The sequence below is a fragment of the Streptomyces sp. NPDC034049 genome, from assembly GCF_055575575.1.
In genome coordinates this window covers 17,155-43,563 of the sequence record NZ_JBVISJ010000021.1, presented here as the reverse complement: position 1 = coordinate 43,563, position 26,409 = coordinate 17,155, and the positions used below count along the sequence as shown (strand labels likewise).

Below are 26,409 nucleotides of genomic sequence, written 5' to 3'. Positions count from 1 at the left end.
CATCCTGCTGCCGTCCCGGACGATCAACACGTCCTGATGACTCAGGAGTTGGGGTGAGAGCCTTCGCCGGCCGAGCTTCCACGATCAGCGGTCCCGTGACACCGCCGGGCACGGCGATCGTGTTTCTTCATGGCTCAGGGCGCGCTGTCGATCGGCAGCTCCAGCCGCAGCTCGTAACCACCGTCGGCCAGATGCCTGGAGGTGACCGTTCCGCCGAGGAGTTCGGCCCGCTGCCGCAGACCGATCAGGCCGTGGTGGGCGCCCGGCAGCGAGAGGGCCGGGCGGCTGGGCGCGGTGTTGGTCACGGTCGCGAGCAGCGTGCCGTCCCGTCGGCGTACCCGGATGGTGGCGGTGGCACCGGGAGCGTGTTTGCGGATGTTGGTGAGCGCCTCCTGCACGGTGCGGTAGACGGCCCGCTGGACCGGCGGCGGCAGGTCGGCCGGCAGCTCCGTCCGCAGGTCGGTGTCGATGCCGCTGGCGGCGACCAGCCGGTCGAGATCGGCGAGGGAGGGCTGCGGGGTGAGTTCGGTGGGGCGGCTCCCGGAGGCCCGCAGTACGCCGACCATGTGCCGCAGCTCGTCCAGGGTCTGCACGCTCAGGCGCCGTATCGTCGCCGCGGCCTCCTTCGCCTCCGAGTCCCGGCTGCCGACCTGGAGGGCTCCGGCGCGCACGGCGATCAGACTGACCTGGTGGGAGACGGCGTCGTGCATCTCCCGGGCGAGCTGGGCGCGTTCCGTCGCCAGGACGCTCTGCGCGATCAGCAGCCGTTCGTGCTCGCGCGCCTCGGACACCTCGACCAGACGCAGCGACAGCTCCCGGCGCGCCTGGACGAGCTGCCCGAGGAAGACGGGCGCGGTCGCCTGCGCCACGCTGTAGGAGAGCGGGATCAGGGCCTGCCGGTCGTCGAGGTCGGTGAACTCCGGTGACGGCCACGACCACCAGGTCAGGTCGCAGACCGTGAACGCCAGCGCGCACACCGCCAGCGGCACCCGGTGAGGGGTGCGCGAGGCGAGGGTGTAGAGCGCCACCAGCGTGGCGAACACCGCGTCCGTGAACAGGGCGGTCGGCAGGGTGAGCAGAAAGGTCGGCAGCGGCAGCGCGCGGCGCACGACCAGCGCGCAGACCGCGAGCAGGGCCGCCGCCAGCTCCAGGGGGTGATGGGGACCCACGCCGTGGATCCACACGTCCGCCAGGCAGGCCGCGACGAGCACGGCGTCCGTCGTCCCCGCGTGCGGGAGACGGGAGGGCGCCCTCATCCGGCCTCCCGTCCGCCGCCGACGGCGCGCGAGGGCCTGAGCAGACCCGCACGCTCGGCCAGCAGCGCCGCCTGCACCCGGCTGCCCACCTCCAACTTGGTGAGGAGCGCGCTCACATGGTCCTTGACCGTGCCCGTGCTCAGATGCATCCGGTCACCGATGTCGGTATTGGACAGTCCCTCCGTGATGAGGACCAGGACGTCCCGCTCACGTTCGGTCAGCCGGTCCACGAGCCGGACGGCGGCCTCCCGGGGCCCGTTGTCCAGGTACCCGTCGACGACCGTCCGGGTCACCCGGGACGACAGGACGACCCCACCGGCCGCCAAAGTCCGTACAAGATACGGCAGTTGCTCCGGGTCGGTGTCCTTGAGGAGGAAGCCCGCGGCTCCCGAGCGGAGGGCGGCCGCCACGTACTCGTCCATGTCGAACGTGGTGAGCATGGCCACCACGGGAGGGCGGGGGAGTCTTCTGAGTTCGGCGAGGACCGTGAGACCGTCCACGTCCGGCATACGGATGTCCAGCAGGACGACCTCGGGGCGCAGCTCCCGCACGCAGTGGACGGCCCGGCCGCCGGGGACCGCCGCCACCACGGCGATGTCGTCCGCGGAGTTGAGGATGTGCTCGAAGCCCGTACGGATCAGGGCTTCGTCGTCGACCACCAGTACCCGGATCACCTGTGCCCCGCTCGTCGTCGGACCACCACTGGACTTCTGCTGGAACCGCTACGACGTCCGAAGTCGCCGCCGGGTTCCCATTCCTCCGCGTTTCCGGTCACCTGGCGGGGGCGGCTCCGGCTGGTCGGCGGGGATTCCTCCAGCCACCCGCGGGATGGGAACGCGCCCCTCGCGCCCCCGACGCTGAAGGCCATGACACCAGACACGTCGACGGACCTGTCGTCCGAGCCGGTCGCCGTATCCCTTCCCGCCCCAGCCCCGACCGCCGCTTCTGTCCCCGCCCCCGACCTCGATCGCGCTCCTGCCCCCGCTCCTGCCCCCGCTGTCCCGCCCGCCGAGACCCCCACGGCCGTCGGGGACCCGGCGAACCCGTCCACCGGGCGGCTGGTCGGCATCGACCTGGCCCGTGGGCTCGCGGTCTTCGGCATGTACGCCGCACACGTCGGCCCGGACCCGGCCCACGGCGGACCGCTGGGTTTCGTGATGGAACTGGCGCGGGGCCGCTCCTCCGCGCTGTTCGCGCTGCTCGCCGGTTTCACCCTCGTCCTGATCACCGGCCGCCCGCACCCGCGCACCGGGCGCGCCGGACGGCAGGCGGTCGTCCGGACGGTCATCCGCTCGCTCGTCCTGATCGCCCTCGGGTTCGCCCTGACCGCCCTCGGCACCGACGTCGACGTCATCCTCGCCTTCTACGGGCTGACCTTCCTCGCCGTCCTCCCCTTCCACCGCCTGCGCGCCCGGACGCTCGCCCTCCTCGCCGCCGCGGGAGCGCTCGGCATGCCCCAACTCCTGTACATGACACGGCTGTCGATCGAGGATGGTGACTGGGCGGACGCGGTCGTCGCCTCCGACCCGCTGGCCCGGATCAGCGACACGGACGGCCTCCTGGAGCTGCTGTTCACGGGCGAGTACCCGGTGCTCACCTGGATGTCGTTCATGCTGGCCGGCATGGCGGTGGCCCGGCTCGACCTCACCCTGGGCACCGTCCGCACCCGACTGGCGTGGGTGGGCGGCCTGTCGGCCCTGCTCGGCCACGGCGGGTCCTGGCTGGCGCTGAGCCTCGTCCCGCACGCGCGGGCCACCGTCGCCGCCGCCACGGACGGCGACTCGGCCGCGTCCGCCTGGTGGTCCGACACCGTCGGCAACCTCGACGGCGACACCCCCGCGGCCTGGCTCCTGGTGGGCGCGCCGCACAGCCAGACGACCTTCTCCATCCTCGGCAACACCGGTGTCGCGCTCCTCGTGGTGGTGCTGTGCGTGACGGCTGTGGACGGCCTGCCGCGCTGCGCGCGCCTCGCCAGGCCCGTGTGCGCCGTCGGCATGACGGCCCTGACGGCGTACGTCCTGCACATCCTCGCCATCCGGGAGTTCGGCATGGAGGAGGAGACCGGCCCGGCCCTCGTCGACCTGCTCGTCTACAGCCTCGCCGCCCTGCTGCTCGCCACCGCCTGGACCCGCCGGTTCCGCCGTGGACCGCTGGAGCATCTGCTGCACCTCGGTACGCTCCCGGCGCGCCATGTGAAGTGACCGGGACCGGGCGACCTCCGGGCGAACTTCGGCCAAACCGCGGCCCTTTCCCCACGTCGGGATGGACAGCTCGCGTCCGTCTGCGCGCAAGCTTCTCTCCGCACCATCGACATGGCCCTGATCATCCGCACGGCCCGACCACCGACCCGACCACCGACCCGACCACCGACCCGGCCGCGACCATCGACGGCCGTCACGACGGTAAGGATGCGAACGCCTGTGAGAACGCCCCGCACTGCTCGAAGAGTCGCCCTGCTCGCCTCGGGCACCGCGCTGACCACGTTCCTCGCGGTGTCCCCCGCCGGAGCGGGTACGTCCGCCCTCCCGACGGTGACCGCGACGAGCGAGTCGGCCGCGCTGTACGACGACGAGGCCGGCGGCAACGCCGACGCCGACGACCCGGCGATCTGGCGGAACCCCGCCGACCCGGACCGCAGCCTCGTCGTCGCCACCGCGAAGGAGGGAGGCCTGCGCGTCTACGATCTGGACGCCCGCCTCGTGCAGTCCCTGGCCGCGCCGAAGCCGCCGACGGCGGACGACGCACCGGGCCGCTACAACAACGTCGACCTCGTCACCGGACTGCGCACCCCCGCGGGCCGGGCCGACGTGGCCGTGGTCAGCGACCGGGGCAACGACCGGCTGCGGATCTACCGCATCGACCCCGCCCGCCCGACCGCCCCGCTGACCGACGTCACCGCACCGGACGCCGCCCCCGTGTTCTCCGCCGACCAGGCCGAGATCAACGACCAGCGCACCGCGTACGGCCTCGCCACCTGGACGGACAGGGCCACCGGCCGGTCCTACGCCCTGGTCAGCCGACGCGAACGCACCCGGCTCGCCCTCCTCGAACTCCTCCCGGCGGCCAACGGCACGGTCGGCTACCGCACGATCCGCACCCTCGACCTGCCCGCCTCCTTCCGGCTGCCCGACGGCACCCGGTGGAGCCCGTGCGGTGAGCCCGGTGAACTCCCGCAGGTCGAGGGCATGGTCGTCGACCCCGCCACCGGCACCCTCTATGCCGGCCAGGAGGACATCGGCATCTGGCGTCTGCGCGCCGACCTCACCGGCAAGCCCGTCCTGGTCGACAGGACCAGGGAGTACGGCGTCCCGGGCACGTACGACGAGGAGACCGAGGAGTGCGTGCCGGGCGCCGACCCCGGCTACGGCGGGAAGCGGCTGTCGGCCGACGTCGAGGGCCTGACGCTCTATCAGGAGCGCGACGGGGACGGCTATCTGCTCGCCTCCAGCCAGGGCGACGACACCTTCGCCCTGTACGACCGCGAGGTGAGCGAGGGCAACGAGTACGAGGGCGGCTTCCGCGTCGGGGTCGCCTCGGACACCCTCGACGCCGTGCAGGAGTGCGACGGCGCGGCCGTCCTCAACGCCCCGCTGGGCAGCCGCTATCCGCGCGGCCTGCTCGTCGTCCAGGACGGACAGGAGACCCCCGAGGTCCCGGACGGCGAGGGCGGCACGCGCACGGCGACCGGCTTCAAGTTCGTCGACCTCGGCGAACTGGCGGACGCCGCCGACCTGTAGGCCGGTCAGCCCTCGGCCGCGGGCGGTCCACCCTCGGCCGCGCCGAGGGGATCCTCCCCGACCAGCCCGTTCGCCATCCACTGCTCGACGGCGGCGACATGGACCGTCGCCGCCGACACCGCCAGGGCGGCGTCACGGGCCCGCAGGGCGCGGAGGATCTCCTCGTGCTCGCGGTGGGCGTGCTCCACGGCCCGCTCGGTGCGGCTGCCCCGGACGATCCGGGCCCGCTGGGTGCGGGTGGAGAGCACCCGCAGCAGCATCGACAGCACCGGGTTGCCCACCGCCTCGACGATCCGCAGATGGAACGCGATGTCGTGGCCGACGAACTCCTCGACGGTCGCGGCCGCCCGCGACCGTTCCAGGATCAGGCCCAGTTCGTCGAGGTCGGCGGTGGTGAGCAGGGCGGTGGCCGCCCCGGTCGCCTGCGGTTCGAGCAGCCGCCGCACCTGGAGCAGTTGCAGGGCCGTCTGCCCCTGCGAGACGTCCGAGGCGAAGGAGAGCGACTCCAGCAGCAGATGCGGCTCCAGACTCGACACATAGGTGCCGTCGCCCTGCCGGGTGACCAGGATCCGCATCGCGGTCAGCGCCCGCACCGCCTCCCGCAGCGAACTTCGGGACAGGCCGAGCTGTGCGGCGAGGATCTCCTCCTTGGGCAGACGTGAGCCCGGCGCCAGCTCACCGGCCACGATCATCGCCTTGATCTTGTCCATCGCCTCGTCCGTGAGTGCCACGAGGTGCCTCCCTCCAGCGGGACTACTCCTGCTTCTCGCCCGAGGCGAAGCGGGAGATGATCAGGGCGACGATGATGATCGCGCCGTTGAGGAACTGGTTCCACAGCGGCGGCACCCCCGCCAACGTCATGACGTTCACGACGAGTTGGAGCGTCAGCACACCGGTGAGCGCGCCGAACACCGAGCCCTTGCCGCCGTTGAGGCTGACACCGCCGATGACGGTCGCGGCGAACACCTGGAAGATCCAGCCGCTGCCCTGGGTGGCGGAGATCGAACCGTAGTGACCGCTGTAGAGGATGCCGGCGAACGCGGCCAGCACACTGCCGAGGATCAGCACCGCCCACACGATCCGGTCCACTCGGATTCCGGCGGTGCGGGCCGCCTCGGCGTTGCCGCCGATCGCGTACAGCGCCCGGCCGTGCCGCAGCCACGCCAGCGCGCTGCCGCCGAGGGCGAAGAGGACCACACAGATCCAGATGGCGGCCGGGACTCCGAGCCACGACGCCTTGCCGAGGTAGGTGAAGGAGGACGGCAGCTCCACGATGGACTGGCCCTCGGAGAGGGCGACCTGGAGGCCGCGCAGCATGGTCAGCATGCCGAGGGTGACGATGAACCCGTTCAGGCGCAGCTTCAGGATCAGGAACCCGTTGACGGCGCCGATCACCACGCCCACCAGCAGACAGAGCGGTACGGCCGTCCACTCGGGCAGCAGCCCGAGCCCGGTGAACCGGGCCCCGCTGGTGGGCAGCACCAGCCAGACCGCGATGACGGGCGCCACGCCGATCGTGGACTCCAGGGACAGGTCCATCCGGCCGCAGATCAGGATCAGCGCGGTGGCCAGCACCAGCAGGCTCAGTTCGGTGGACTGCTGGGCCACGCCGATGAGATTGTCGGCGGTCAGGAAGGCCGGCGAGACGATGAACCCGATCAGGCCGAGCACGAGGATGGCGGGGACCAGGGACAGCTCACGGAAGCGACCGAGGTCGAGCCCGCGGCGGGTGTCTCCGGACCCGGTCTCCCGCGCCACGCTCGTGGCGGGGTCGGTGACATCAGTGGTGGCGGACATGACTACCTTCCGTGCTCTTCGGTGGTGCCGGCGGTGGGATCGGCAGGGGTGGGGCCGGCAGAGGCGGGGTCGTGGGCGCCGGTAGGGGCTGCGTGGGCTGCGGCGCCGCCGGGGGCCTCCGCCCGGTCGGCCACGCCCTCCATGGCGGCGACCACGTGCTCGTCCTTCCAGCCGCGGTCGAACTCGGCGACCACCCGCCCGTGGAACATCACCACGAGCCGGTCGCACACCTTCAGGTCGTCCAGCTCGTCGGAGACGATCAGCGCGGCCTTCCCGCCGTCGGCGACCTGCCGGATCCGGCGCAGCAGGAACTCCTTGGACTTGACGTCCACCCCGTTGGTGGGGCGGATGGCCACCAGCACATGCGGGTCGGTGGCCAGGGCTCGGGCGACGACGACCTTCTGCTGGTTGCCGCCGGAGAGCGCCGACACGGGCGTGGCACCGCCCGGGGTCTTGATGTCGAGGTCCCGGATCATGCGCTGGGCGAAGCTCCGGGTCCGGGCGGGCAGCACGGTGCCGTACGGGCCGAGCTGGTCGGTGACGGTGAGCGTCGCGTTCTCCGCCACGCTGCGGTTGTTCACCAGGCCCTGGAGGTGCCGGTCCTCCGGGACGAGCCCGACACCGACGGCGAGCGCCGACGGCACGCTGCCGCCGCGCACCCGCCGACCGCCGACCGAGATCGTGCCCTGCTCGGGGCGGTGCAGCCCGGCGACGGTCTCACCCACCCGCACGTTGCCGCTGGCCGCCGCCCCGGCGAGGCCGACGACCTCGCCCGCCCGCACCGTGAGCGACAGGTCCCGGCAGGCGCCGGCCAGGGTGAGGCCGTCGACGGTGAGGAGCTCGGGGGCGCCCGCCCGCACCGGGGGGCGGTTCTCGACGGCTGCCGCCGCCGTGCGGGTGGTCTCGCCGGTCATGGCCTCGACCAGTGCCCGGTGACCGAGTTCGGCGACGGGCGCGGTCAGGATGTGCGCCGCGTCGCGGTAGACGGTGACGGTGGTGCAGAGGTCGTACACCTCTTGCAGATGGTGCGAGATGAAGAGGAAGGCGACACCCTGCCGCTGGAGGTCGCGGAGCTTGTCGAAGAGCCGGTTGATGCCGCGGGCGTCGAGTTTGGCGGTGGGTTCGTCGAGGATGATGAAGCGTGCGCCGAACGACAGGGCGCGGGCGATCTCGACGAACTGCCGCTGCTCGACGGTGAGGTCCCGCGCTCGCGCGTCGGCCTTGACGTCCACACCGTATCCGGCGAGCAACTCCTCGGCGCGGGCGCGCAGTTGCTTCCAACGGATGGGTCGCAGCGGGCCGTCGCTCTGCCGGTTCAGGAAGAGGTTCTCGGCGACGGTCAGATCCTGGATGATCGTGGACTTCTGGTAGACGCAGGCGACCTTGGAGCGCCAGGCGTCGATGTCCCCGACGGCGGGCGCGGGCCCGCCGGAGAACCTGAGCGTTCCGGTGTCGGGCTGCTGGAGTCCGGTCAGGATCGACACCAGCGTGGACTTGCCGGCGCCGTTGCGTCCGACCAGGGCGTGCGACTCGCCCGGTGTGATGGTGATCCGGGCGTCGCGCAGCGCGACGGTGGCGCCGAACCTCTTGCTGATGCCGGTGGCCTCGGCCACCGGGGCGCCGCTCCCGGCGGCGGGGTGGCCGCCGCCGTGCGCCGCGGCGGTCGCGGTGTCCGCCATGGTGGATACCGTCCTTCGAGGGGAGAGAGACGAGCGGGCTGCGGTCCGGGGAAACGGGGGTATCAGGGGGGACACCCCCTAGCCGACGTTGTTGCCCCAGAGGGTCTTGTCGTCCACGTTGTCCTTGGTGACCAGCGGTGCCGGGAGCTGGTCCTCCAGCCCGCCCGGGATCTCGATGATCGTGGAGCCGTGATCGGTGGCACCGGGCTTGAACGTCTTACCCTCGGCCGCTGCCTCGGCGTAGAACAGCGCGTACTTGGCGTAGAGGTCGGCGGGCTGGGAGACGGTGGCGTCGATCTCGCCCTTGCGGATCGCCTCGAACTCCTGCGGGATCCCGTCGTTGGAGACGATCGAGATGTGCCCCTTCTGGCCGGCCGGCTTCAGCAGGCCCTTCTGCTGCAGCAGCGCCAGCGTCGGCTGGAGGAAGACACCGCCGGCCTGCATGTAGATGCCGCCCAGGTCGGGGTGCTGGGCGAGCAGGCTCTGCAGCTTGGCGGAGGCCACGTCACCCTTCCAGTCGGTGGGCAGCTCGAAGACCTTGATGTCCGGGAACTTGGTCTTCATGCACTCCGCGAACGCCTCGGAGCGGTCCCGCCCGTTGATCGAGTCCAGCGCGCCCTGAAGTTCGGCGACCTTGCCCTTGCCGCCGAGCTGCTTGCCGAGGAACTCGCACGCCTTGGTGCCGTACGCGCGGTTGTCGGCACGCACGACCATGTAGACGTCACCCTTGTCGGGGCGGGTGTCGACACTGACCACGGGGATCTTCTTCGAGGCCAGGGTGTCGAGGGTGGAGGCGATGGCGCCGGTGTCCTGGGGCGCCATCACCACCGCCTTGGCACCGGTGTTCTGGAACACCTGCACATTGGCGACCAGCTTGGTGATGTCGTTCTGCGAGTTGCTGATCGGCAGCGCGTTGATGTCCTCGGCCTTGATGTCCTTCTTCAGGTACTCCGCGTAGGAGTTCCAGAAGTCCGAGTCGGAGCGGGGCAGGTCGACGCCGATGGCGGGCTTGTCCCCGCCCGAGCCGGCGGACCCGGAGGAGGTGTCGCGGTTGCACGCGGTGAGGAGGGTGAGGGCCGCGAGGGCGCAGGCCGCTGCGGCGGTGGAGCGGGTGCGAGCGAGCTTCATGGCCGGGTTCTCCTTAGCCAAGACAGGGAGGCCGCCCCCCGGGAGGCATACGCGGACCGACGGAGGGGAGGCAGAGAGGGTCAACCGGTGAACGAGCAGCGGAGTTGGAAGGGCCACTACCTCGCTGAGGGTGGTGGAGCGATTCCTCCGATGTATCTCGGACGTCGAGGACGTTACGACGGCATTGCCCGGGTTGACAAGGGGTCGCTCACGAGGAATTCGACGGGGTGATCGTGCGCCGGCGTCGGCGCTCCGGTCGCGGCGAAGTCGCACATGTCGGATCTGTGAGCTGCGGAAAGCCTGACGTCGATCAGATACATCCGAGGAATACGTTGTCAGGGCGCCGAACTGCCCCTAAAGTCGCGGTGCGTCATTCCTCCGATGAATGCATGAACCCATGGCAAGGGAGCTGCCCCAGTGAAACTGCTACGCGTCGGCGCCCCGGGAGAGGAGCGGCCGGCCGTCCGAACCGACGACGGCACGCTGCTCGACCTGTCCTCCCTGGCCTCCGACATCGACGGCGCCTTCCTCGCCTCCGGCGGAGTCGACCGGGCCCGCGCGGCGGTCGAGGCCGGCGCCCTGCCCGAACTCGACACCGACGGCCTGCGCGTCGGCGCCCCCGTCGCCCGCCCCGGCAAGATCGTCTGCGTCGGACTCAACTACCGCGACCACGCCGCCGAGACCGGCGCCGCGATCCCGCCCCGCCCGGTGGTCTTCATGAAAGACCCGAGCACGGTCGTGGGCCCGTACGACGAGGTGCTGATCCCGCGCGGCTCGGTCAAGACCGACTGGGAGGTCGAACTGGGGGTCGTCATCGGACGGCGGGCCCGCTATCTGGCGGGCCCCGAAGAGGCCTCCGAGGTGATCGCGGGCTACGTGGTCAGCCATGACGTCTCCGAACGCGAGTTCCAGCTGGAGTACTCCTCGCAGTGGGACCTCGGCAAGTCCTGCGAGACCTTCAACCCGATGGGCCCGTGGCTGGTCACCGCCGACGAGGTCGGTGATCCGCAGGACCTCGGGCTGCGGCTGACCGTCAACGGCGTCAAGCGCCAGGACGGGCACACCCGCGACATGATCTTCCCGGTCCACGAGATCGTGGCCTACCTGAGCCGGTACATGGTCCTGGAGCCCGGCGACGTGATCAACACCGGAACGCCCGCGGGCGTCGCCCTCGGCCTGCCCGGCACCCCCTATCTCCGCCCCGGTGACTCCGTCGAGTTGGAGATCGACGGACTCGGGAGCCAGCGCCAGACCTTCGGCCAAGCGTGAAAGGCAGCTCCGTGACTGCAACCCCCGCCCGGATCACCGCGGTCGACACCTACGACGTCCGGTTCCCCACCTCGCGGGAGCTGGACGGGTCGGACGCCATGAACCCGGACCCCGACTACTCCGCCGCCTACGTCGTGCTGCGCACCGACGCCGCCGACGGCCACGAAGGCCACGGCTTCACCTTCACCATCGGCCGCGGCAACGACGTCCAGGTCGCCGCCATCGGCGCCCTGCGACCCCACCTCGTCGGCCGCTCCGTCGACGAACTGTGCGCGGACCCCGGCTCCGTCAACCGCGACCTGATCGGCGACAGCCAGCTGCGCTGGCTCGGCCCCGAGAAGGGCGTGATGCACATGGCCATCGGCGCCGTCGTCAACGCCGTCTGGGACCTCGCGGCCAAGCGCGCCGGTCAGCCCCTGTGGCGGCTGCTCGCCCACGCCGAGCCCGAGTGGCTGGTCTCCCAGGTCGACTTCCGCTACATCGCCGACGCACTCACCCCCGAGGAGGCGCTGGACCTGCTGCGGCGGGGCCGTACGGGACTCGCCGACCGCGAGAGCCGGCTGCTGGAGCGCGGCTACCCCGGCTACACCACCTCGCCGGGCTGGCTCGGCTACTCCGACGAGAAGCTCACCCGGCTGGCCAAGCAGGCGGTCGCCGACGGCTTCACCCAGATCAAGCTGAAGGTCGGCGCCGACCTCGACGACGACGTCCGCCGGATGCGCACCGCCCGCGCCGCCGTCGGCGACTCGGTACGCATCGCCATCGACGCCAACCAGAGATGGAACATCGACGAGGCGATCGAGTGGACCCGGGCCCTCGCCGAGTACGACCCGTACTGGATCGAGGAACCCACCAGCCCCGACGACATCCTCGGCCACGCCGCCGTCCGCCGGGGCGTCGCCCCCGTGAAGGTCGCCACCGGCGAACACGTCCAGAACCGCATCGTCTTCAAACAGCTCCTCCAGGCCGAAGCCCTCGACGTCCTCCAGATCGACGCGGCCCGCGTCGGCGGCGTCAACGAGAACCTCGCCATCCTGCTGCTCGCCGCCAAGTTCGGCGTCCCGGTCTGCCCGCACGCCGGCGGCGTGGGCCTGTGCGAACTGGTCCAGCACCTGTCGATGTTCGACTACCTCGCCCTGTCCGGCACCACCGACGACCGGGTCATCGAGTACGTCGACCACCTCCACGAGCACTTCACCGACCCCGTGGTGATGCGCGAGGGCCACTACGTCGCCCCCCTGACCCCCGGTTTCTCCGCGACCATGCATCCCGGGTCGCTCGCCGCATACCGTTACCCGGACGGCGCGTTCTGGGCCGCCGACCTCGCTGGACGGGAGGACGTCGCATGACCGGGCAGACAGGTGAGCTGAGCGGACTCCGGGCGATCGTCACCGGGGGAGCGTCCGGCATCGGGCTGGCCACCGCCCGGCTGCTCGCCGCCCGCGGCGCCGCCGTGGCCGTCCTCGACCTCGACCCGTCCGGGGCCACGGCCCCGCTGCTCGGCCTCCGGGCCGATGTCGCCGACGACGCCTCCGTCCGGGGTGCCGTCGCCGAGGCCGTCGAACGGCTCGGCGGGCTCGACATCCTCGTCAACAACGCCGGCATCGGCGCACAGGGCACCGTCGAGGACAACCCCGACGACCAGTGGCACCGGGTCCTCGACGTCAACGTCCTCGGCATGGTCCGCACCAGCCGCGCGGCCCTGCCCCAGCTGCGCGCCTCCTCCCACGCCGCGATCGTCAACACCTGCTCCATCGCCGCCACCGCCGGACTGCCGCAGCGCGCCCTGTACTCCGCCAGCAAGGGCGCGGTCCTCGCCCTGACCCTGGCCATGGCGGCCGACCACGTCCGTGAGGGCATCCGCGTCAACTGCGTCAACCCCGGCACCGCCGACACCCCCTGGGTCGGCCGGCTCCTCGACGCCGCCGACGACCCCGAAGCCGAGCGCGCCGCCCTCCACGCCCGCCAGCCCCTCGGCCGTCTCGTCACCGCCGACGAGGTCGCGGCCGCCATCGTCTACCTGGCGAGCCCCGCCGCCGCGTCCGTCACCGGCACCGCCCTCGCCGTCGACGGCGGTATGCAGGGCCTGCGCCTGCGCCCGGCGGGCTCATGAGGACCCGGACCCTCGGCCGCACCGCGGTCCGCGTCACCGAGCTGGCCTACGGCGCCGCCGGCATCGGCAACCTCTTCCGCCCGGTGCCCGACGAGGAGGCCGCCGCAGCGGTCGACGCCGCCTGGGACGCCGGTATCCGCACCTTCGACACCGCCCCCCACTACGGGCTCGGCCTCTCCGAACGCCGCCTCGGCGCCGCGCTCCGGGGCCGCCCCCGGGAGTCGTACACGATCTCCACCAAGGTCGGCCGGCTGCTGGTGGAGAACAGCACCCCCGAGGGCGACGACCTGGCGAACGGTTTCGCCGTCCCGGCCACCCACCGCCGCGTCTTCGACTTCACCGCCGACGGCGTCCGGCGCTCCCTGGAGGCCAGCCTGGTCCGGCTCGGTCTGGACCGGGTGGACGTGGTCCTCCTCCACGACCCCGACGACCACGTCGAGCAGGCACTGCGCGAGGCCTACCCGGCACTGGAGCGGCTGCGCGGCGAGGGCGTCGTCGGTGCCATCGGCGTCGGTATGAACCAGTGCGCCGCACCCACCCGCTTCCTGCGCGAGACCGACGTCGACGTGGTCCTGCTCGCCGGCCGCTACACCCTCCTCGAACAGGAGGGCCTGGCGGAACTGCTGCCCGAGGCCACCGCCCGGGGACGCAGCGTCCTGATCGGCGGCGCCTTCAACTCCGGCCTGCTGATCGACCCGAAGCCCGGCGCCCCGTACGACTACGCCCCCGCGCCGGCCCCCGTGCTCGACCGCGCCCTGCGGCTGAAAGCAGTCACCGAACGCCACGGTGTGCCGCTGCGCGCGGCGGCCCTGGCGTTCCCCTCCGCCCACCCGGCGGTGGCGGCCGTGCTGACCGGCGCCCGCTCGGCGGAGGAGGTGCGCGACACGGTCGACCTGCACGGCCGCCTGGTCCCGGCCGCCCTCTGGGACGAGCTGCGCGCCGAGGGGCTGCTCGGCCCGAACGTCCCCGTCCCGCACCCCGAGGAGCCGTCGTGAGGGTCGCCCTGCACACCAAGGTCCGCGCCGACCGCGTCGAGGAGTACGAGGCGGCCCACCGCGAGGTGCCCGCCGAACTGACCGCCGCCATCCGCGCCGCCGGGGTGAGCGAGTGGACGATCTGGCGCAGCGGTACCGACCTCTTCCATCTGCTGGAGGTCGAGAACTACCCGGCGATGATCGCCGAACTGGAGAAACTGCCGGTCAACATCGCCTGGCAGGCCCGCATGGCCGAACTCCTCGACGTCGTCCACGACTACTCGGCGGACGGCTCCGACGCCGGCCTGCCCGTGGTGTGGCACCTGTGACCGGCCCGCACGGCACGGGCGGCCCGGACGACAGCGAGCACACGGATGACACCGGCGACTGGACGGTCGACGCCCACCACCACGTCTGGGACCTCTCCGTCCGTGACCAGGACTGGATCACCGGACCCGAACTCGCCCCGCTGCGCCGCGACTTCACCCTCCACCAGCTGGAGTCCGCCGCGAGCATCGCCGGTGTGACCGCCACGGTCCTGGTCCAGACGATCACCGTGCCCGAGGAGACCCCCGAGTTCCTGGCCCTCGCCGCCGGCAGCGACGTGGTCGCCGGTGTCGTCGGCTGGACCGACCTCACCTCACCCGCCGTCGCCGACGCCCTGGCCGCACTGCGCGAGGGCCCCGGCGGGCAGTACCTGGTGGGGATCCGCCACCAGGTGCAGGGCGAACCCGACCCGCGCTGGCTGACCCGCCCGGACGTCCGGCGGGGCCTCGCCGCGGTCGCCGACGCGGGACTCGTCTACGACCTCCTGGTCAAGCCCCACCAGCTCCCGGCCGCCGTGGAGGCGGCGGCCGGCCTCCCCGAACTCACCTTCGTGCTCGACCACCTGGGGAAGCCGCCCATCGCCTCCGGTGAACTGGAGCCGTGGGCGGGGGAGATCCGGCGGCTGGCGGCCCTGCCGAACACCGTGTGCAAGCTCTCCGGCCTGGTCACGGAGGCCGACTGGCACTCCTGGCGGGTCGCGGACCTCGTCCCGTACGCCGACACCGTGCTGGACGCCTTCGGTCCCGAACGGCTGATGTACGGCTCCGACTGGCCGGTCTGCCAACTCGCCTCCGACTACGTCGAAGTCCTGGACGTGGCCGACGCCTTGATGTCCGGACTCGGCGAGGCGGAACACCGGAAGGTCTTCGCGGGCACCGCCGTCCGCGTCTACGGCCTGCGGATCTGAGGCACCGCCGGCCCGCCGGTGTCCGCCCCCGCCAGGGCCGCCAGCTCGTCCGCCGTGCGCGGACCCGCCTCCTCCTCGGCCAACAGCCCCTGTCCGCGCAGCAGTCCGGCGACCGCCACGCCCCAGGGGAGCCGAAGTCCCGCCTGGTGGAGGAGATCCGTGCGGGCGAGCATCTCCGCCACCGGTCCGGTGCGGGCGCCCGACGGCGTGAGCAGCGCCGCGTCGTCGGCCCAGCGCAGCGCGAGGTCGACGTCATGGGTGGCCATCACGACGGTGGTACCGGACCGGCGCAGCTCGTCCAGGGTGGCCAGCAGCCGCTCCTGCCCGTCGGGGTCGAGCCCGGCGGTCGGCTCGTCGAGGATCAGGACCCGGGGCCGCATCGCGACCGCCCCGGCGATGGCGGTCCGCTTGCGCTGGCCGTAGGAGAGCAGATGGGTGGGCCGGTCGGCGAGGGCGGCGATGCCGAGCGCGCCGAGGGCCTCGTCCACCCGCGCCCGCACCTGCGCGTCGGACAGCCCGAGGTTCAGCGGTCCGAACGACACGTCCTGCGCGACGGACGCCGCGAAGAGCTGGTCGTCCGGGTCCTGGACGACCAGCTGGACCGTCGTCCGCAGCCGGGTGAGACCCGTGCGGTCGTACGTCACCGGCCGCCCCTCGACCGTCAACTCGCCGGTACGGGGTCGCAGTCCGCCGCTGAGCAGCCGCATCAGCGTGGTCTTCCCGCTGCCGTTGCGGCCCAGCAGGGCGAGCGCGCGCCCCTCGCACACGTCGAAGTCGAGGTCGCTCAGCACGGTCGGCCCGTCCTCGTACGCGAACGACGCGCCCCGTAGGGAGACCAGCACGGGCTCGCTCATGTCAGCGGCCTTTCCAGGACGAAGGTGAGGGCGGCCACGGCCGCGAGGAGCGCGACACTGGCCGCGGTGAAGCGTGCGGAGACCCGGGCCTCGGGCACCAGGACGCGCAGGGTGCCGTCGTACCCGCGTCCGGCGAGCCCGGTCTGTAGCCGTGCCGCCCGGTCGAAGGCCCGTACGAACGCGGTGGCGCCGAGCCCGGCGAGGGAACGCCAGGTGGCGGCCCGGGTGGTGTGCCCCAGCCGGGCCGCCTGCGCCTCCCGGATCCGCCGCACCGAGTCCAGGAGCAGAAAGCTCATGCGGTAGGTGACCAGGGCCACGTCCACGACCGGTGCGGGCACCCCGGCCCGCACGAGCCGGGGCAGCAGGTCCGACATGGGGGTGGTGAAGGCGAACAGGAGGACGCCGAGGGAGGCGGCCGAGGTGCGCAGCAGCAGTTCCGCCGCGCGGACCGGGCCGCCGTCGGCGAGGGTGACGAACCCGTCGGGTCCGCCGACCTGGACGAGCAGCGGCAGGGCTCCGGTCACACAGAAGCCCAACGGCACCCGGTAGGCCCGCCACAGCCGACGGCCGGGCACACCCGCGGGGCCCAGCAGCACCACGAGCGCGGTCAGCAGGACCAGGGCCGCGCCGGGCCAGGGCGGCAGGGAGATCGCGAGCACGGTGAGACCGAGCCCGAGCACGGCCTTGTCCACGGGGTGGCGGCGGCGCCAGCGACTGCTGTGCGCCGCCGCGTCGATCGGCAGCACCCGCGTCAGCCCCGCCCGGCGGGGGACTCCCCGGAGCCACCGGACAGCGGGACTTCACCGCCGGGCGTGCCGGACACGCCGGACGCGGTGGATGCCGCGACCGTCTCGTCCGCCGGCTGTTCCGGAGCCGTGCTCGTCTCGTCCGCCGCGTCCAGCAGTGCCCGCACCCGGGCCTCGCCCTGGCGCCGGCCCCGGCGGATGCCGAAGTAGTAGGCGAGGACCCCCGCGCCGAGGGCGGCCTGGAGGGAGAACAGCGCCGACTCGATCTCACCGGAGGGCGGCTCGTACAGGGGCGAGAACCACGGCTCGTAGTCCGGCTCGATCTCCGTGATCGCCGTCTCCGCCTCGCCGTCGGACCCCGTGAAGGGCTCCTCCTTGTGGTCGCCGAGGCCGAGGGCCAGCGGCAGGACGGCGAGCGCGGCCACGGCGAGCAGCAGCAGTACGTTGATCTTCGTGTTCCGGTTCATCGGGCCACCGCCTCGGTCCCGGTCTCCGTCTCGGCCCCGGTGCGGTCGCGCCGCCCGGTCAGGAGCACGCCCAGCCGGGTCAGTTCGCCCTTGCTCGACTGCACCAGCAGACGCATCACCAGCACCGTCAGCAGACCTTCGCTGACCGCGAGCGGGACCTGCGTGATGGCGAAGATGGAGCCGAACTTGCCGAGCGCGCCCAGGAAACCACTGCTCGGGTCGGGGAACGCGAGCGCCAACTGCACACTGGTGACGCAGTAGGTGACCAGGTCGGCGACGAACGCGCCGAAGAACACCGTCACCATCAGCGGCACTCCGAAGCGTCGCAGCAGCCGGTAGATGCCGTAACCCGCCCAGGGGCCGACGATCGCCATCGAGAAGACGTTGGCGCCGAGCGTGGTCAGACCGCCGTGTGCCAGCAGCAGTGCCTGGAAGAGCAGGGTGATGGTGCCGAGGACCGCCATGATCGGCGGCCGGAACAGGATGGCACCGAGACCGGTGCCGGTGGGGTGGGAGCAACTCCCGGTGACCGACGGGAGCTTCAGCGCGGACAGGACGAAGGTGAAGGCCCCCGAGGCGCCGAGCAGCAGCGTGCTCTCGGGATGCTCCCTGACCTCACGTGTGAGTGCCCGGACTCCGTGGACGACGAACGGCGCGGACGCGACACCCCAGGCGATCGCGTGCGCCGGAGGAAGGAAACCCTCGGCTATGTGCATGGCTCAGCAGACCCTCTCCAGCACCTCGTGGATGGTTGACGTGCCTTGGCCGGTCTCCTGGCTTACGGGTGACACCGCCCGTGCTCCGCCTTCCCGGGTCCGAAGACCCAGTGGCTGTCCGTGAGGACCGGAGCCGGACTTCCCGATTCACAGTGGCGAGGGCCGCACCGGCATCACACCGGATTTCCCGTTCACCAAGGCGTGGTGACAGTAGTGCCCGGACAAGGAGGCTGACAAGCGGAGGCGAGGGGCGCGCAGGCGCCGTGCACCAGCTCACACCCCGGCGCACGCCCCGCGCCACGCCGAGGTGCCCGACCTGACCGAAAGCAGACGGGAGCTTTACTGCAACATACTTGCAGCTGCCAACTCGGCGCACGACGCTGAGGGGATCCGACCCCACGGACGAAGAGAAGGCGCACGCCCCATGGCTCCTGGCACCGACACCGCCCCCTCGGCCACCGCCGCGACGGGCGGTCTCTCCTGGCGGCGGATCCGCGCCTCGATGACGCGGGGGGAGTGGGCGAGCCTCGGCGGGATGGCCGGGTTCATCCTGGCACTGCACCTCGTCGGCTGGTTCACCCTGGTGGTGATCGTCGCCCCCGAGCACTACAGCGTCGGCAGCAGATCCTTCGGCATCGGCATGGGCGTCACCGCCTACACCCTGGGCATGCGGCACGCCTTCGACGCCGACCACATCGCCGCCATCGACAACACCACCCGCAGGCTGATGGGGGAGGGGCGACGCCCGCTGTCGGTCGGCTACTGGTTCTCCCTCGGCCACTCCTCGATCGTGCTCGCCCTCACCTTCCTGCTCACCCTCGGCGTCAAGACGCTCGCCGGACCGGCCCGCGACGGCGACTCCACGCTGCACGACGTGACCGGCTGGATCGGCACCACCGTCTCGGGGACGTTCCTGTACGTCATCGCCGTCGTCAACCTGGTGATCATGGTGGGGATCTGGAAGGTGTTCCGTGAGCTGCGCTCGGGCACCTTCGACGAGGCCGCGCTGGAGGAGCGACTGAACAACCGGGGCCTGATGAACCGGCTCCTCGGGAGGTTGACGAGGTCCCTCACCAGCCCCTGGCAGATGTACCCGATCGGCCTGCTCTTCGGCCTCGGCTTCGACACGGCGACGGAGGTCGCGCTCCTGGTGCTCGCCGGTTCGGGCGCCGCCTCCGGGCTGCCCTGGTACGCGATCCTGTGCCTGCCCGTCCTGTTCGCCGCCGGGATGTCCCTCCTCGACACCGTCGACGGCACGTTCATGAACTTCGCCTACGGCTGGGCCTTCTCCCGCCCGGTCCGCAAGGTCTACTACAACCTGGTGATCACGGGTCTGTCCGTGGCCGTCGCCCTCGTCATCGGCACGGTCGAACTCCTCGGCCTCGTCGCCGAGAAGGCCCGGCTGCACGGCACCTTCTGGGACGGGGTCGCCGGCCTCGACCTCAACACCGTCGGCTATGTCGTCGTCGGCCTCTTCTTCGCCACCTGGGCGGTCGCCCTGCTGGTCTGGCGGTTCGCCCGGATCGAGGAGAAGTGGACGGCGGGCTGAACACCCACCACCCACCCGCACCACGGCGCACGGGCGCCTCACCTTTCCTCAGGACACGTCGTCGAGCGGCCGGAGGAAACGGCGTTCGTACCGCTTGATGCAGCGGGTGTCGCGGGCCAGCGCGAAGGCGTCCTGGCACTCCGGATCGGACATGCTGTCCGTGCGGTACCGCTCGTACGCGGCGAGACTGGGAAACGAGAAGAGGGCGTAGGCGATGTCGCTGTCGCTCTCACTCGGCAGGAAGTAGCCGTGGTGCGTCCCACCGAAACGGTTGACGAGCCGAACCCAGCGCCGGCCGTACTCTTCGAAGTCCTCGAGCTTGTCGGCGTCGATCTCGTACTTCAGATGAATGGTGATCACGCCTCCATGGTCCCCCGGGGCACGGGCGACGGCCATGCCGGTCGACGCCATGCGGTGGGGGAGGCGGTCAGGGCGTCGACGAGCCGGGCGAACCCGGTGCGTTGCCGGTCGGTCAGTGTGGTGCAGAGCGGCGCCTGCAACTCGTCGGTGAGCTGCTCGGCGCGCTGCCATCGGGGGATCAGGGCCGCGGCGGCGGGTCGTGGTTCTCGCCAGGCCGGCGGAAGGGGCAGGGAACCCCGCCCCTTCCGCCGGCCTGGCCGACGGGAGGCCGACGCCGGCGCGGGGTGATGCCGCGACCTCACCTCAGTGGGCGTGCAGCCCGTCCGTGAGGTTGCCGTGGCTGTGCCGCCATCCGTTCGGGACGCGCCGGGCGCCCGCCAGATGGGGGTGACCGACGGGGAGGTCGGCGTGCACATGGGCCGCGTCGGCCGTCGATGCCGCCGGCCACAGCCGTACGGCCAGCAGCGCCGCGCCCAGTGCGAGCGAACCCAGGGCGAGCACCGCCCAGTTAAGCCCGGCCGCCGCCCCCAGCCAGCCGGCCAGCGGATACGTCAGCAGCCAGCAGCCGTGCGAGAGGGAGAACTGGGCGGCGAACGCGGCCGTACGCTCCCCGGGCGCCACCGAGCGGCGGACGAGCCGCCCGGCCGGAGTGAGCACCGCCGAGCACGCGGCACCGAACGCGGCCCACAGCACCAGCAGCCCCGGCAGCCGCCAACTCCCGCCGTGCGCGCCCGTGACGACCCCGAGAGCGGCGAAGACGACGGGCAGCGACAGCGCGCCCGGCAGCATCACGGCCCGGTCCGGCACCTTGTCCAGCACCCGGGGCAGCACCAGCGCCACGGCCATCGACCCCGCCCCGTACGCCCCGAGCGCCAGCGGCAGGGCGCCCGCCGACAGGCCCAGCACCTCGCGGACGTAGACGACGGAGTTCACCGTCACCATCGCCCCGGCCGCCGCCACCGCCAGGTTCAGGGCGATGAGGGCCCGCAGCTCCGGCACGCCCAGGAGGAGGCGCGTGCCGGCGGTGGCCCTGGCGAACGCGCCGCCCGTGCGCGGGGCGGCGCCGACGGCCCGCTCGGGCAGGGCGGTCGAGACCACCAGCGCGGCCGAGGCGAGGAAACCGAGGACCGTGCCGGTGAACAGCCCGTCGTAGGTCATGACGGACAACAGCGCGGCCGCGAGGGCGGGGGCGAAGAGGCTCTCCAGGTCGTAGGCGAGCCGGGACATCGACAGGGCCCGCGTGTAGTCGCGTTCCTCGGGCAGCACATCGGGGATGACGGCCTGGAACGTGGGCGTGAACACGGCCGACGCGGACTGCAGGAGGAACACCAGGACGTAGACCTGCCAGACCTCGCCGACGAACGGCAGCGACACGGCGATCCCCGCGCGCACCAGGTCGGCCGTCACCATGAGCGCCCGGCGCGGCAGCCGGTCGGCGACCGCGCCGACGGCCGGGGCGATCACCACGTACGCCACCATCTTGAGCGCGAGAGCCGTACCGAGGACGGACCCGGCGTCGGCGCCCGCGAGGTCGTACGCCAGCAGCCCGAGTGCGACGGTCGCGAGCCCGGTGCCCACCAGGGCGACGACCTGTGCGGCGAAGAGCCGCCGATAGGCGCGATGACGCAGAACGACGAGCATGACGGGGCTCCCCTCGGCGTGGCGTCACATCGGTCGGCCCAGTGTAGTCGTCATGTGCGCATCTGTGCACATGACGACCTGAGGAGGCGACCCCGAAGGGGCGCGGGGAACCGCGCGACCAGCCCCCACGGACCCGCGGACGAAAGACGGCCCTCCATGCCCCCGTGCCCCCATGCCCCCAGCGGAGCGCCTACGCTGGGGGCATGCCTGAACGCCACGCCGTGTCACCTGCGTCCGGTGCGCATCTGCGCGCCCCCGACAGCGCACGGCTCACCGAGGCGACCGGAGTGTTCGCGATGCTCTCCGACGTCACCCGGCTGCATCTGCTGTGGCTGCTCGCGCAGGGCGAGTCGGACGTCGGCTCGCTGGCCGACCGCTGCGAGGCGTCCCGCACGGCCGTCAGCCAGCATCTGGCGAAGCTGCGGCTCGCCGGCCTCGTGGACACCCGGCGCGAGGGGCGGCACATCCACTACAGCCTCGCCGACGGGCATCTCAGGCGCCTGGTCGTGGAGGCGCTCAGTCACGCGGACCACCGGGTCAGCGGCCAGGCACCGCACGACTGAGGACGATGCGTGACCGCCGAAGACCCGCCGTCCCCGCCCCGGCCGCCGATGCGGCCCGCCCCGGACGGCGCGCGCGTGCGGCCGGACGGCGCGCGCGTGCGGCCGGACCGCCGCGGTGCCGGACGGGTGAGCGCCGTCGTGGCCGTGCTGACCGCCGGGCTCGTGCTGTTCCCCCGCTCGGTACCCAACTCCGTGGGCCGGCTGGGCAGTCTGCTGGAGGCGTTCCTGCCGTGGCTCGGCCTGGTGGCCGTGGTCCTGCTGGCCGTGGGACTGCTGCACCGCTCGGCCGTCGCGCTGCTGGCCCTCCTGCTGCCGGTGGCGGCCTGGACGTACACCTTCGGAGGGTTGCTGCTGCCCGGCGCGCGGCCCGGTCCGCGCGAGCTGGTCGTGGTGCAGCACAACGTCAGCGACGAGAACGCCGACCCGGCGGGCACGGCCCGCGCCCTGGCCGACGCCGGGCCGGACCTCATCGCGCTGGAGGAGCTGGTGCCCGCGGCGCTGCCGGTCTATGAGAGGACCCTCGCGCCGGAGTACCCGCACCACGCGGTCCGGGGCACCGTCGGGCTCTGGTCGCGGCATCCGCTCACCGGGACCCGCCAGCTGGACATCAGGCCCGAGGGGATCGCGGCGGACTGGAGGCGAGGGCTCAGGGCCTCGGTCCGCACCCCGCACGGCGACCTCGCGGTGTACGTCGCCCATCTGCCCTCGGTCCGCGTCGGGGCGGGCGGGCTCGCGTCGCAGCGGCGGGACGAGAGCGCCGGTCTGCTGGGCCGGGCCGTCGCCGCCGAGACGCGGGACCCGGTGATCCTGCTGGGCGACCTCAACGGCACGGTCGACGACCGCGGTCTCGCGCCGCTCACCGCACGGATGAACGCGGCGGAGCGCGGCTTCGCCTTCAGCTACCCCGCCCGTCTCCCGCTTGCCCGGATCGACCAGGTCATGGCCCGCTCGGCGACCGTCGCCGACATCCGCGCGCTGCCCGCCACCGGCAGCGACCACCTGCCGGTCGTCGCCCGGGTCACCCTCGGCTGGCCACCGGGCCGATGGACTCCAGCGTCGGCACGACCTCCTCGATCGAGCCGTCCGCCGCGAACACCAGCCGGTCCAGGGTGGATTCCCGCCGGACGCCGTCCCCGCGCGGGGTGCCGGGGCCCGGGATCGCGAACCGGTGGTAGCAGATGAACCAGTCGTCGGTGCCGGGGACGTTCACCACGGTGTGGTGGCCGGTGGCGAGGATCCCGTACTCCGGGCGCTTGCGCAGGATCACGCCCTTCTCGGTCCACGGGCCGAGCGGGGTGGGGCCGGTGGCGTAGGCGACGCGGTAGTCCTCGCTGCGGGTGTCGTCCTCCGACCACATGTAGTAGTAGACGCCCCGCCGTTCGACGACGAAGGCCCCCTCGCGGAAGTTCTCCGGGGTGAACCGCCGTACCCGCGCGGGGTCGAAGGACACCATGTCCGCGCCGAGCGGGACGCCGTACGCCTCGGTGTTGCCCCAGTAGAGATACGCGGTGCCGTCGTGGTCCGTGAAGACGGCCGGGTCGATCATCTGGCCGGGGTAGTCGTCGCGCGCGATGAGCGGCCGGCCCAGGGCGTCCCGGAAGGGGCCGGTCGGGCTGTCGGAGACGGCCACGCCGATCTGCTGGTCGGCGCAGAAGTAGAAGTAGTACGACCCGTCGCGTTCGGCGGCGGCCGGCGCCCAGGCGTGGCCGTCCGCCCAGCTCACGTCCGACTCCAGGTCGAGGACGACGCCGTGGTTCTCCCAGGTGACCAGGTCGTCGGAGGAGAACACCTCGAAGCGGGTGCCGCCCCAGCCCTCGAAGCCGTCCGTCGTCGGATAGACGTAGTAACGGCCGTGGAACTCCTGGATGTTGGGGTCGGCGTACAGCCCCGGCAGCAGCGGGCTGCGCATCGCCACCGCCTCCACCGTCCAGGTGCGGGAAGTCCCGTCGGCCGCTGTGACGGTGTAGCTCCGCGGGGTGCGGAAGTCGCGCGGGGTGCCCGACGGGGGCTCGATCCGGGAGCCCGCCGACAGGTCGAACTCCGGTGCGAGGGAGCCGAGTTCGGTGTCCCGATGTACCGGCAGGACGACCTTCGACGCGACGTCGTCGACGAGCGCGTACGCCTTCAGGCCCTCCGGCACGTGTGCGTCGACGACGGACGCGGGCGGCGCGAACCCGGCGAGGAGCCGCTCGTACTCGGCCCGTGTCACCGGCAGCACCGAGCCGTGCCGCGCGCCGGGCGGCAGCGCGAACCGCGCACACGGCGTCCACGCGCCGGAGTCCAGGTCGGTGGTCTCGAAGGGCACATAGCCGCGCCCGCTGAACTCGTCGACGAACAGGTACCAGGTGCGGTCGTCCGTGTTCGACCTGAAGACGATCGGCCCCTCGCCCTGCTCGACGGTCCCGTGACCGATCCGGTCGGCGACGAAGTCGTAGGAGGTGTCGCGCAGCCCCTTCGACTTCTCCACGGTGATGAACTTGCCTCCGGGCGCGGCGGGGGAGTTGCCGCGCTCGTCCTTGGTGAAGCGGTAGTAGGCGCCGTCGTGCCGGACCACCGTCGAGTCGATGACCGAGTGGCCGGGGTCGTTCCACAGCCGGGGCTCGCTGAAGACCCGGAAGTCACGCGTGGTCGCGTACAGCATCCTGTTGTGGGTGTCGGCGGTGTGCTCCGGGTCGTCCTCCGCGTACAGCTTCGACGCCCAGAAGACGACGAACGCGCCCAGCTCCGGGTCGTAACAGGCCTCGGGCGCCCAGGCGTTGCCAGCCGTGTCGGGGGCGACGCGCACCAGTCGGCGGTCGGTCCAGCGCACCAGATCGGTGCTCTCCCAGACCATGAGCGAGGTGGATCCGGTGCGCTGCACCCGGTCCCAGTCGCCGTCCGGCTCGCCGTGCATCCGGAGGTCGGTGGCGATCAGATAGAACCGGTCGCCGTCGGGGTCGCGCACGAGGAACGGATCGCGCAGCCCGCCCGTTCCGAGGTCCGAGGTGAGCACCGGCGCGCCGCCGTTCAGCTCGCGCCAGCGCAGCGGGTCGTCGCCCCGGCTGAGCGCGAACCGGATCCGCTCGCCCTCCGGGCCGTCCTCGCCGGTGAAGTAGACGAAGACGTATCCGGCGTACTCCTGCAAGCCGACCTCCAAGGCTGCGACCTTTTGACAGTTCCTGTGGGAAACCCCGTCGAAGAGTGTTGCTATCTGCGCCGAGTGGCGTCAATCGGCGCAGGGGTCCGGGGTGGCAGCGAAAGTTTCGGGGAGGGCGGGCCAGGGGGTGCTCCGAAAGTCCCGCACAGCACCCACGGCGCCCGGCACGCTCCCCCACTCTCGTCTTCGCTTCGAGCGGGAGGGGCCCCCACCGCCGCACCGGCCGAAAGCCGGTCAGCCCTCCAGCCGGCGCAGTCGTTCCGCGTCGCAGGTGCGCGGGCAGGTGGAGCAGGCCTCTGCCGGGCGGATCGTGTAGTAGAGGCAGCAGCCCAGACGGGTGCGGGTCGGGTGCTCGCGTCCGTCGTCCGTGCGCAGGGAGCGGAAGCCGGCGCCGCCGGGGAAGGGCGCGTGCGCGGCGGGCAGGACCGCGGAGGCGGCCCGGACACCGGCGGCCTCGTCGCCGCGGGTCCGCCCGAGGTACCAGAGGCCGGAGACCAGGTCGTCGGAGACCAGCCCCCACAGCGCGCGCGAGCCCCGGCGGGTGTACGGGCCCATCGCCTCCAGCACCGGACCCAGGTGGTCCGCCACGGCGGACCTCAACTCGGCGCGCAGCGCCTCCTGGTGGGCGACGGTCCGGGTGCCGGGCAGCAGGGCGGCGGGGTCGTCCGGGAGGCAGACCAGATCGGTGCCGGGGGTGACCTCGAACGCGCCCGACGCGAGGTCGATCCGTATGTCGCCCGGGGCGATCCGGGGCACGCGCCGCTCCAGGAACCACACGCCGCTCATCAGCAGGGAAACCGACCAGGCGTAGTCGTGCAGGGCGCGGGAGGCGGCGACATGCCGGGGCGCGGTGTGGTCGTGACGCTCGCGGATGCGGGCGGCCTCCGCCTCCACGAAGGCCTCGACGTCCTCCTGACCGTCCGTCAGGCCGACGGTTCGGCCGGGCGACCGGCCGGGCGCTCGGCCGGGTCCGCCGATCCGTACGGACAGCGCCTCGCACATCGCGTCCAGGCGGCGGTAGGCCGACGAGAGGAGTGTCGGGACGGACGTGGCGGTGTCGGCCTGGGCGGTCTCCAGGTGGGCCACGGTCATCGGTAACTCCAGAGCGTGAAGGGTTTGGCGAGCGAGGGAGGTAAGGCTTACCTTAGCTCCAAGATCGCGCGCCGATGACCAGGTGGCGTGTGAAGTAG

24 protein-coding genes, 1 pseudogene and 1 riboswitch are annotated in these 26,409 nt (G+C 72.3%); of the genes and pseudogenes, 11 read left to right on the top strand and 14 right to left on the bottom strand.

The genetic code is table 11. From position 1 onward, the window contains the following. Positions 1-134: 134 nt before the first annotated feature. Positions 135-1,256, bottom strand: coding sequence for a sensor histidine kinase (locus tag ACZ52C_RS38015; protein WP_469079106.1), 1,122 nt, complete (start codon positions 1,254-1,256; stop codon positions 135-137). Next, the gene (locus ACZ52C_RS38010) at positions 1,253-1,930 is read right to left on the bottom strand and encodes a response regulator (RefSeq protein ID WP_469079105.1); all 678 of its coding nucleotides are present in this window, start codon (positions 1,928-1,930) and stop codon (positions 1,253-1,255) included. Before ACZ52C_RS38010 ends, ACZ52C_RS38015 begins: the two co-directional genes overlap by 4 nt. Before the next feature lie 192 nt (positions 1,931-2,122). Between ACZ52C_RS38010 and ACZ52C_RS38005 the strand changes: the two genes are divergently transcribed. Both ACZ52C_RS38005 and ACZ52C_RS38000 read left to right on the top strand, forming a co-directional pair. Further along, on the top strand, positions 2,123-3,457 hold the full coding sequence (locus tag ACZ52C_RS38005) for a DUF418 domain-containing protein (RefSeq protein ID WP_469079104.1): 1,335 nt from the start codon (positions 2,123-2,125) through the stop codon (positions 3,455-3,457). Between the two features lie 219 nt (positions 3,458-3,676). Beyond that, entirely contained in the window at positions 3,677-4,993 is a 1,317-nt protein-coding gene (locus tag ACZ52C_RS38000; protein WP_469079103.1) for a phytase, read from the top strand. 5 nt (positions 4,994-4,998) lie between these two features. Here the strand turns inward: ACZ52C_RS38000 and ACZ52C_RS37995 are convergent, their stop codons facing one another. The 4 genes from ACZ52C_RS37995 to ACZ52C_RS37980 form a co-directional block, all read right to left on the bottom strand. Further along, positions 4,999-5,724 (bottom strand): FadR/GntR family transcriptional regulator, encoded by a 726-nt coding sequence (locus tag ACZ52C_RS37995; protein WP_469079102.1) that lies wholly within the window; start codon positions 5,722-5,724, stop codon positions 4,999-5,001. A gap of 22 nt (positions 5,725-5,746) precedes the next feature. Further along, positions 5,747-6,790 (bottom strand): ABC transporter permease, encoded by a 1,044-nt coding sequence (locus ACZ52C_RS37990; RefSeq protein ID WP_469079101.1) that lies wholly within the window; start codon positions 6,788-6,790, stop codon positions 5,747-5,749. A 2-nt stretch (positions 6,791-6,792) separates the two neighbouring features. Further along, on the bottom strand, positions 6,793-8,469 hold the full coding sequence (locus tag ACZ52C_RS37985; RefSeq protein ID WP_469079100.1) for a sugar ABC transporter ATP-binding protein: 1,677 nt from the start codon (positions 8,467-8,469) through the stop codon (positions 6,793-6,795). 78 nt (positions 8,470-8,547) lie between these two features. Further along, the gene (locus ACZ52C_RS37980; RefSeq protein ID WP_469079099.1) at positions 8,548-9,597 is read right to left on the bottom strand and encodes a sugar ABC transporter substrate-binding protein; all 1,050 of its coding nucleotides are present in this window, start codon (positions 9,595-9,597) and stop codon (positions 8,548-8,550) included. A 417-nt stretch (positions 9,598-10,014) separates the two neighbouring features. Here ACZ52C_RS37980 and ACZ52C_RS37975 point away from each other — a divergent pair, with 417 nt between their 5' ends. The 6 genes from ACZ52C_RS37975 (at position 10,015) to ACZ52C_RS37950 (ending at position 15,187) form a co-directional block, all read left to right on the top strand. Beyond that, positions 10,015-10,866, top strand: coding sequence for a fumarylacetoacetate hydrolase family protein (locus ACZ52C_RS37975; protein ID WP_469079098.1), 852 nt, complete (start codon positions 10,015-10,017; stop codon positions 10,864-10,866). 11 nt (positions 10,867-10,877) lie between these two features. Next, the gene (locus ACZ52C_RS37970) at positions 10,878-12,215 is read left to right on the top strand and encodes an L-fuconate dehydratase (protein ID WP_469079097.1); all 1,338 of its coding nucleotides are present in this window, start codon (positions 10,878-10,880) and stop codon (positions 12,213-12,215) included. Further along, positions 12,212-12,979, top strand: coding sequence for an SDR family NAD(P)-dependent oxidoreductase (locus ACZ52C_RS37965; RefSeq protein WP_469079096.1), 768 nt, complete (start codon positions 12,212-12,214; stop codon positions 12,977-12,979). The genes ACZ52C_RS37970 and ACZ52C_RS37965 overlap by 4 nt, the downstream gene beginning before the upstream one ends. Continuing rightward, positions 12,976-13,974 (top strand): aldo/keto reductase, encoded by a 999-nt coding sequence (locus tag ACZ52C_RS37960; RefSeq protein WP_469079095.1) that lies wholly within the window; start codon positions 12,976-12,978, stop codon positions 13,972-13,974. The genes ACZ52C_RS37965 and ACZ52C_RS37960 overlap by 4 nt, the downstream gene beginning before the upstream one ends. After that, the gene (locus tag ACZ52C_RS37955; RefSeq protein WP_469079094.1) at positions 13,971-14,282 is read left to right on the top strand and encodes an L-rhamnose mutarotase; all 312 of its coding nucleotides are present in this window, start codon (positions 13,971-13,973) and stop codon (positions 14,280-14,282) included. Before ACZ52C_RS37960 ends, ACZ52C_RS37955 begins: the two co-directional genes overlap by 4 nt. Before the next feature lie 116 nt (positions 14,283-14,398). Beyond that, on the top strand, positions 14,399-15,187 hold the full coding sequence (locus tag ACZ52C_RS37950; RefSeq protein ID WP_469079171.1) for an amidohydrolase family protein: 789 nt from the start codon (positions 14,399-14,401) through the stop codon (positions 15,185-15,187). On the opposite strand, the gene ACZ52C_RS37945 is transcribed toward ACZ52C_RS37950, so the two are convergent. Genes ACZ52C_RS37945 through ACZ52C_RS37930 form a run of 4 tightly spaced genes read right to left on the bottom strand, consistent with a single transcriptional unit; the run spans position 15,169 to position 17,970 of the window. Then, positions 15,169-16,041, bottom strand: a complete 873-nt coding sequence (locus ACZ52C_RS37945) for an energy-coupling factor ABC transporter ATP-binding protein (RefSeq protein WP_469079093.1) — start codon at positions 16,039-16,041, stop codon at positions 15,169-15,171. The genes ACZ52C_RS37950 and ACZ52C_RS37945 overlap by 19 nt on opposite strands. Continuing rightward, entirely contained in the window at positions 16,038-16,787 is a 750-nt protein-coding gene (gene cbiQ, locus ACZ52C_RS37940) for a cobalt ECF transporter T component CbiQ (protein ID WP_469079092.1), read from the bottom strand. The genes ACZ52C_RS37945 and cbiQ overlap by 4 nt, the downstream gene beginning before the upstream one ends. A gap of 5 nt (positions 16,788-16,792) precedes the next feature. Continuing rightward, positions 16,793-17,254 carry an energy-coupling factor ABC transporter substrate-binding protein gene (locus ACZ52C_RS37935; protein ID WP_469079091.1) on the bottom strand — a complete coding sequence of 154 codons (462 nt, stop codon included), beginning with the start codon at positions 17,252-17,254 and terminating at the stop codon, positions 16,793-16,795. Next, entirely contained in the window at positions 17,251-17,970 is a 720-nt protein-coding gene (locus ACZ52C_RS37930; RefSeq protein WP_469079090.1) for an energy-coupling factor ABC transporter permease, read from the bottom strand. The genes ACZ52C_RS37935 and ACZ52C_RS37930 overlap by 4 nt, the downstream gene beginning before the upstream one ends. A gap of 30 nt (positions 17,971-18,000) precedes the next feature. Next, positions 18,001-18,184, bottom strand: a riboswitch (cobalamin riboswitch). A 210-nt stretch (positions 18,185-18,394) separates the two neighbouring features. Here ACZ52C_RS37930 and nicT point away from each other — a divergent pair. Then, positions 18,395-19,519 carry a Nickel transporter NicT gene (gene nicT, locus ACZ52C_RS37925; protein WP_469079089.1) on the top strand — a complete coding sequence of 375 codons (1,125 nt, stop codon included), beginning with the start codon at positions 18,395-18,397 and terminating at the stop codon, positions 19,517-19,519. Between the two features lie 48 nt (positions 19,520-19,567). On the opposite strand, the gene ACZ52C_RS37920 is transcribed toward nicT, so the two are convergent. Then, complete coding sequence (locus tag ACZ52C_RS37920; RefSeq protein WP_469079088.1) at positions 19,568-19,879, bottom strand: NIPSNAP family protein; 312 nt, start codon at positions 19,877-19,879, stop codon at positions 19,568-19,570. A 303-nt stretch (positions 19,880-20,182) separates the two neighbouring features. Next, complete coding sequence (locus tag ACZ52C_RS37915; RefSeq protein ID WP_469079087.1) at positions 20,183-21,520, bottom strand: MFS transporter; 1,338 nt, start codon at positions 21,518-21,520, stop codon at positions 20,183-20,185. 203 nt (positions 21,521-21,723) lie between these two features. Between ACZ52C_RS37915 and ACZ52C_RS37910 the strand changes: the two genes are divergently transcribed. Both ACZ52C_RS37910 and ACZ52C_RS37905 read left to right on the top strand, forming a co-directional pair. After that, positions 21,724-22,083 (top strand): ArsR/SmtB family transcription factor, encoded by a 360-nt coding sequence (locus ACZ52C_RS37910; protein WP_045555704.1) that lies wholly within the window; start codon positions 21,724-21,726, stop codon positions 22,081-22,083. A gap of 48 nt (positions 22,084-22,131) precedes the next feature. After that, positions 22,132-23,109, top strand: a pseudogene (locus tag ACZ52C_RS37905) (endonuclease/exonuclease/phosphatase family protein); the annotation flags it as partial. Here ACZ52C_RS37905 and ACZ52C_RS37900 read toward each other — a convergent pair. Continuing rightward, on the bottom strand, positions 23,102-25,207 hold the full coding sequence (locus tag ACZ52C_RS37900; RefSeq protein WP_469079170.1) for a glycoside hydrolase family 43 protein: 2,106 nt from the start codon (positions 25,205-25,207) through the stop codon (positions 23,102-23,104). The pseudogene ACZ52C_RS37905 and the gene ACZ52C_RS37900 overlap by 8 nt on opposite strands. 246 nt (positions 25,208-25,453) lie before the next feature. Beyond that, positions 25,454-26,311, bottom strand: coding sequence for a (2Fe-2S)-binding protein (locus ACZ52C_RS37895; protein WP_469079086.1), 858 nt, complete (start codon positions 26,309-26,311; stop codon positions 25,454-25,456). Positions 26,312-26,409 lie beyond the last annotated feature (98 nt).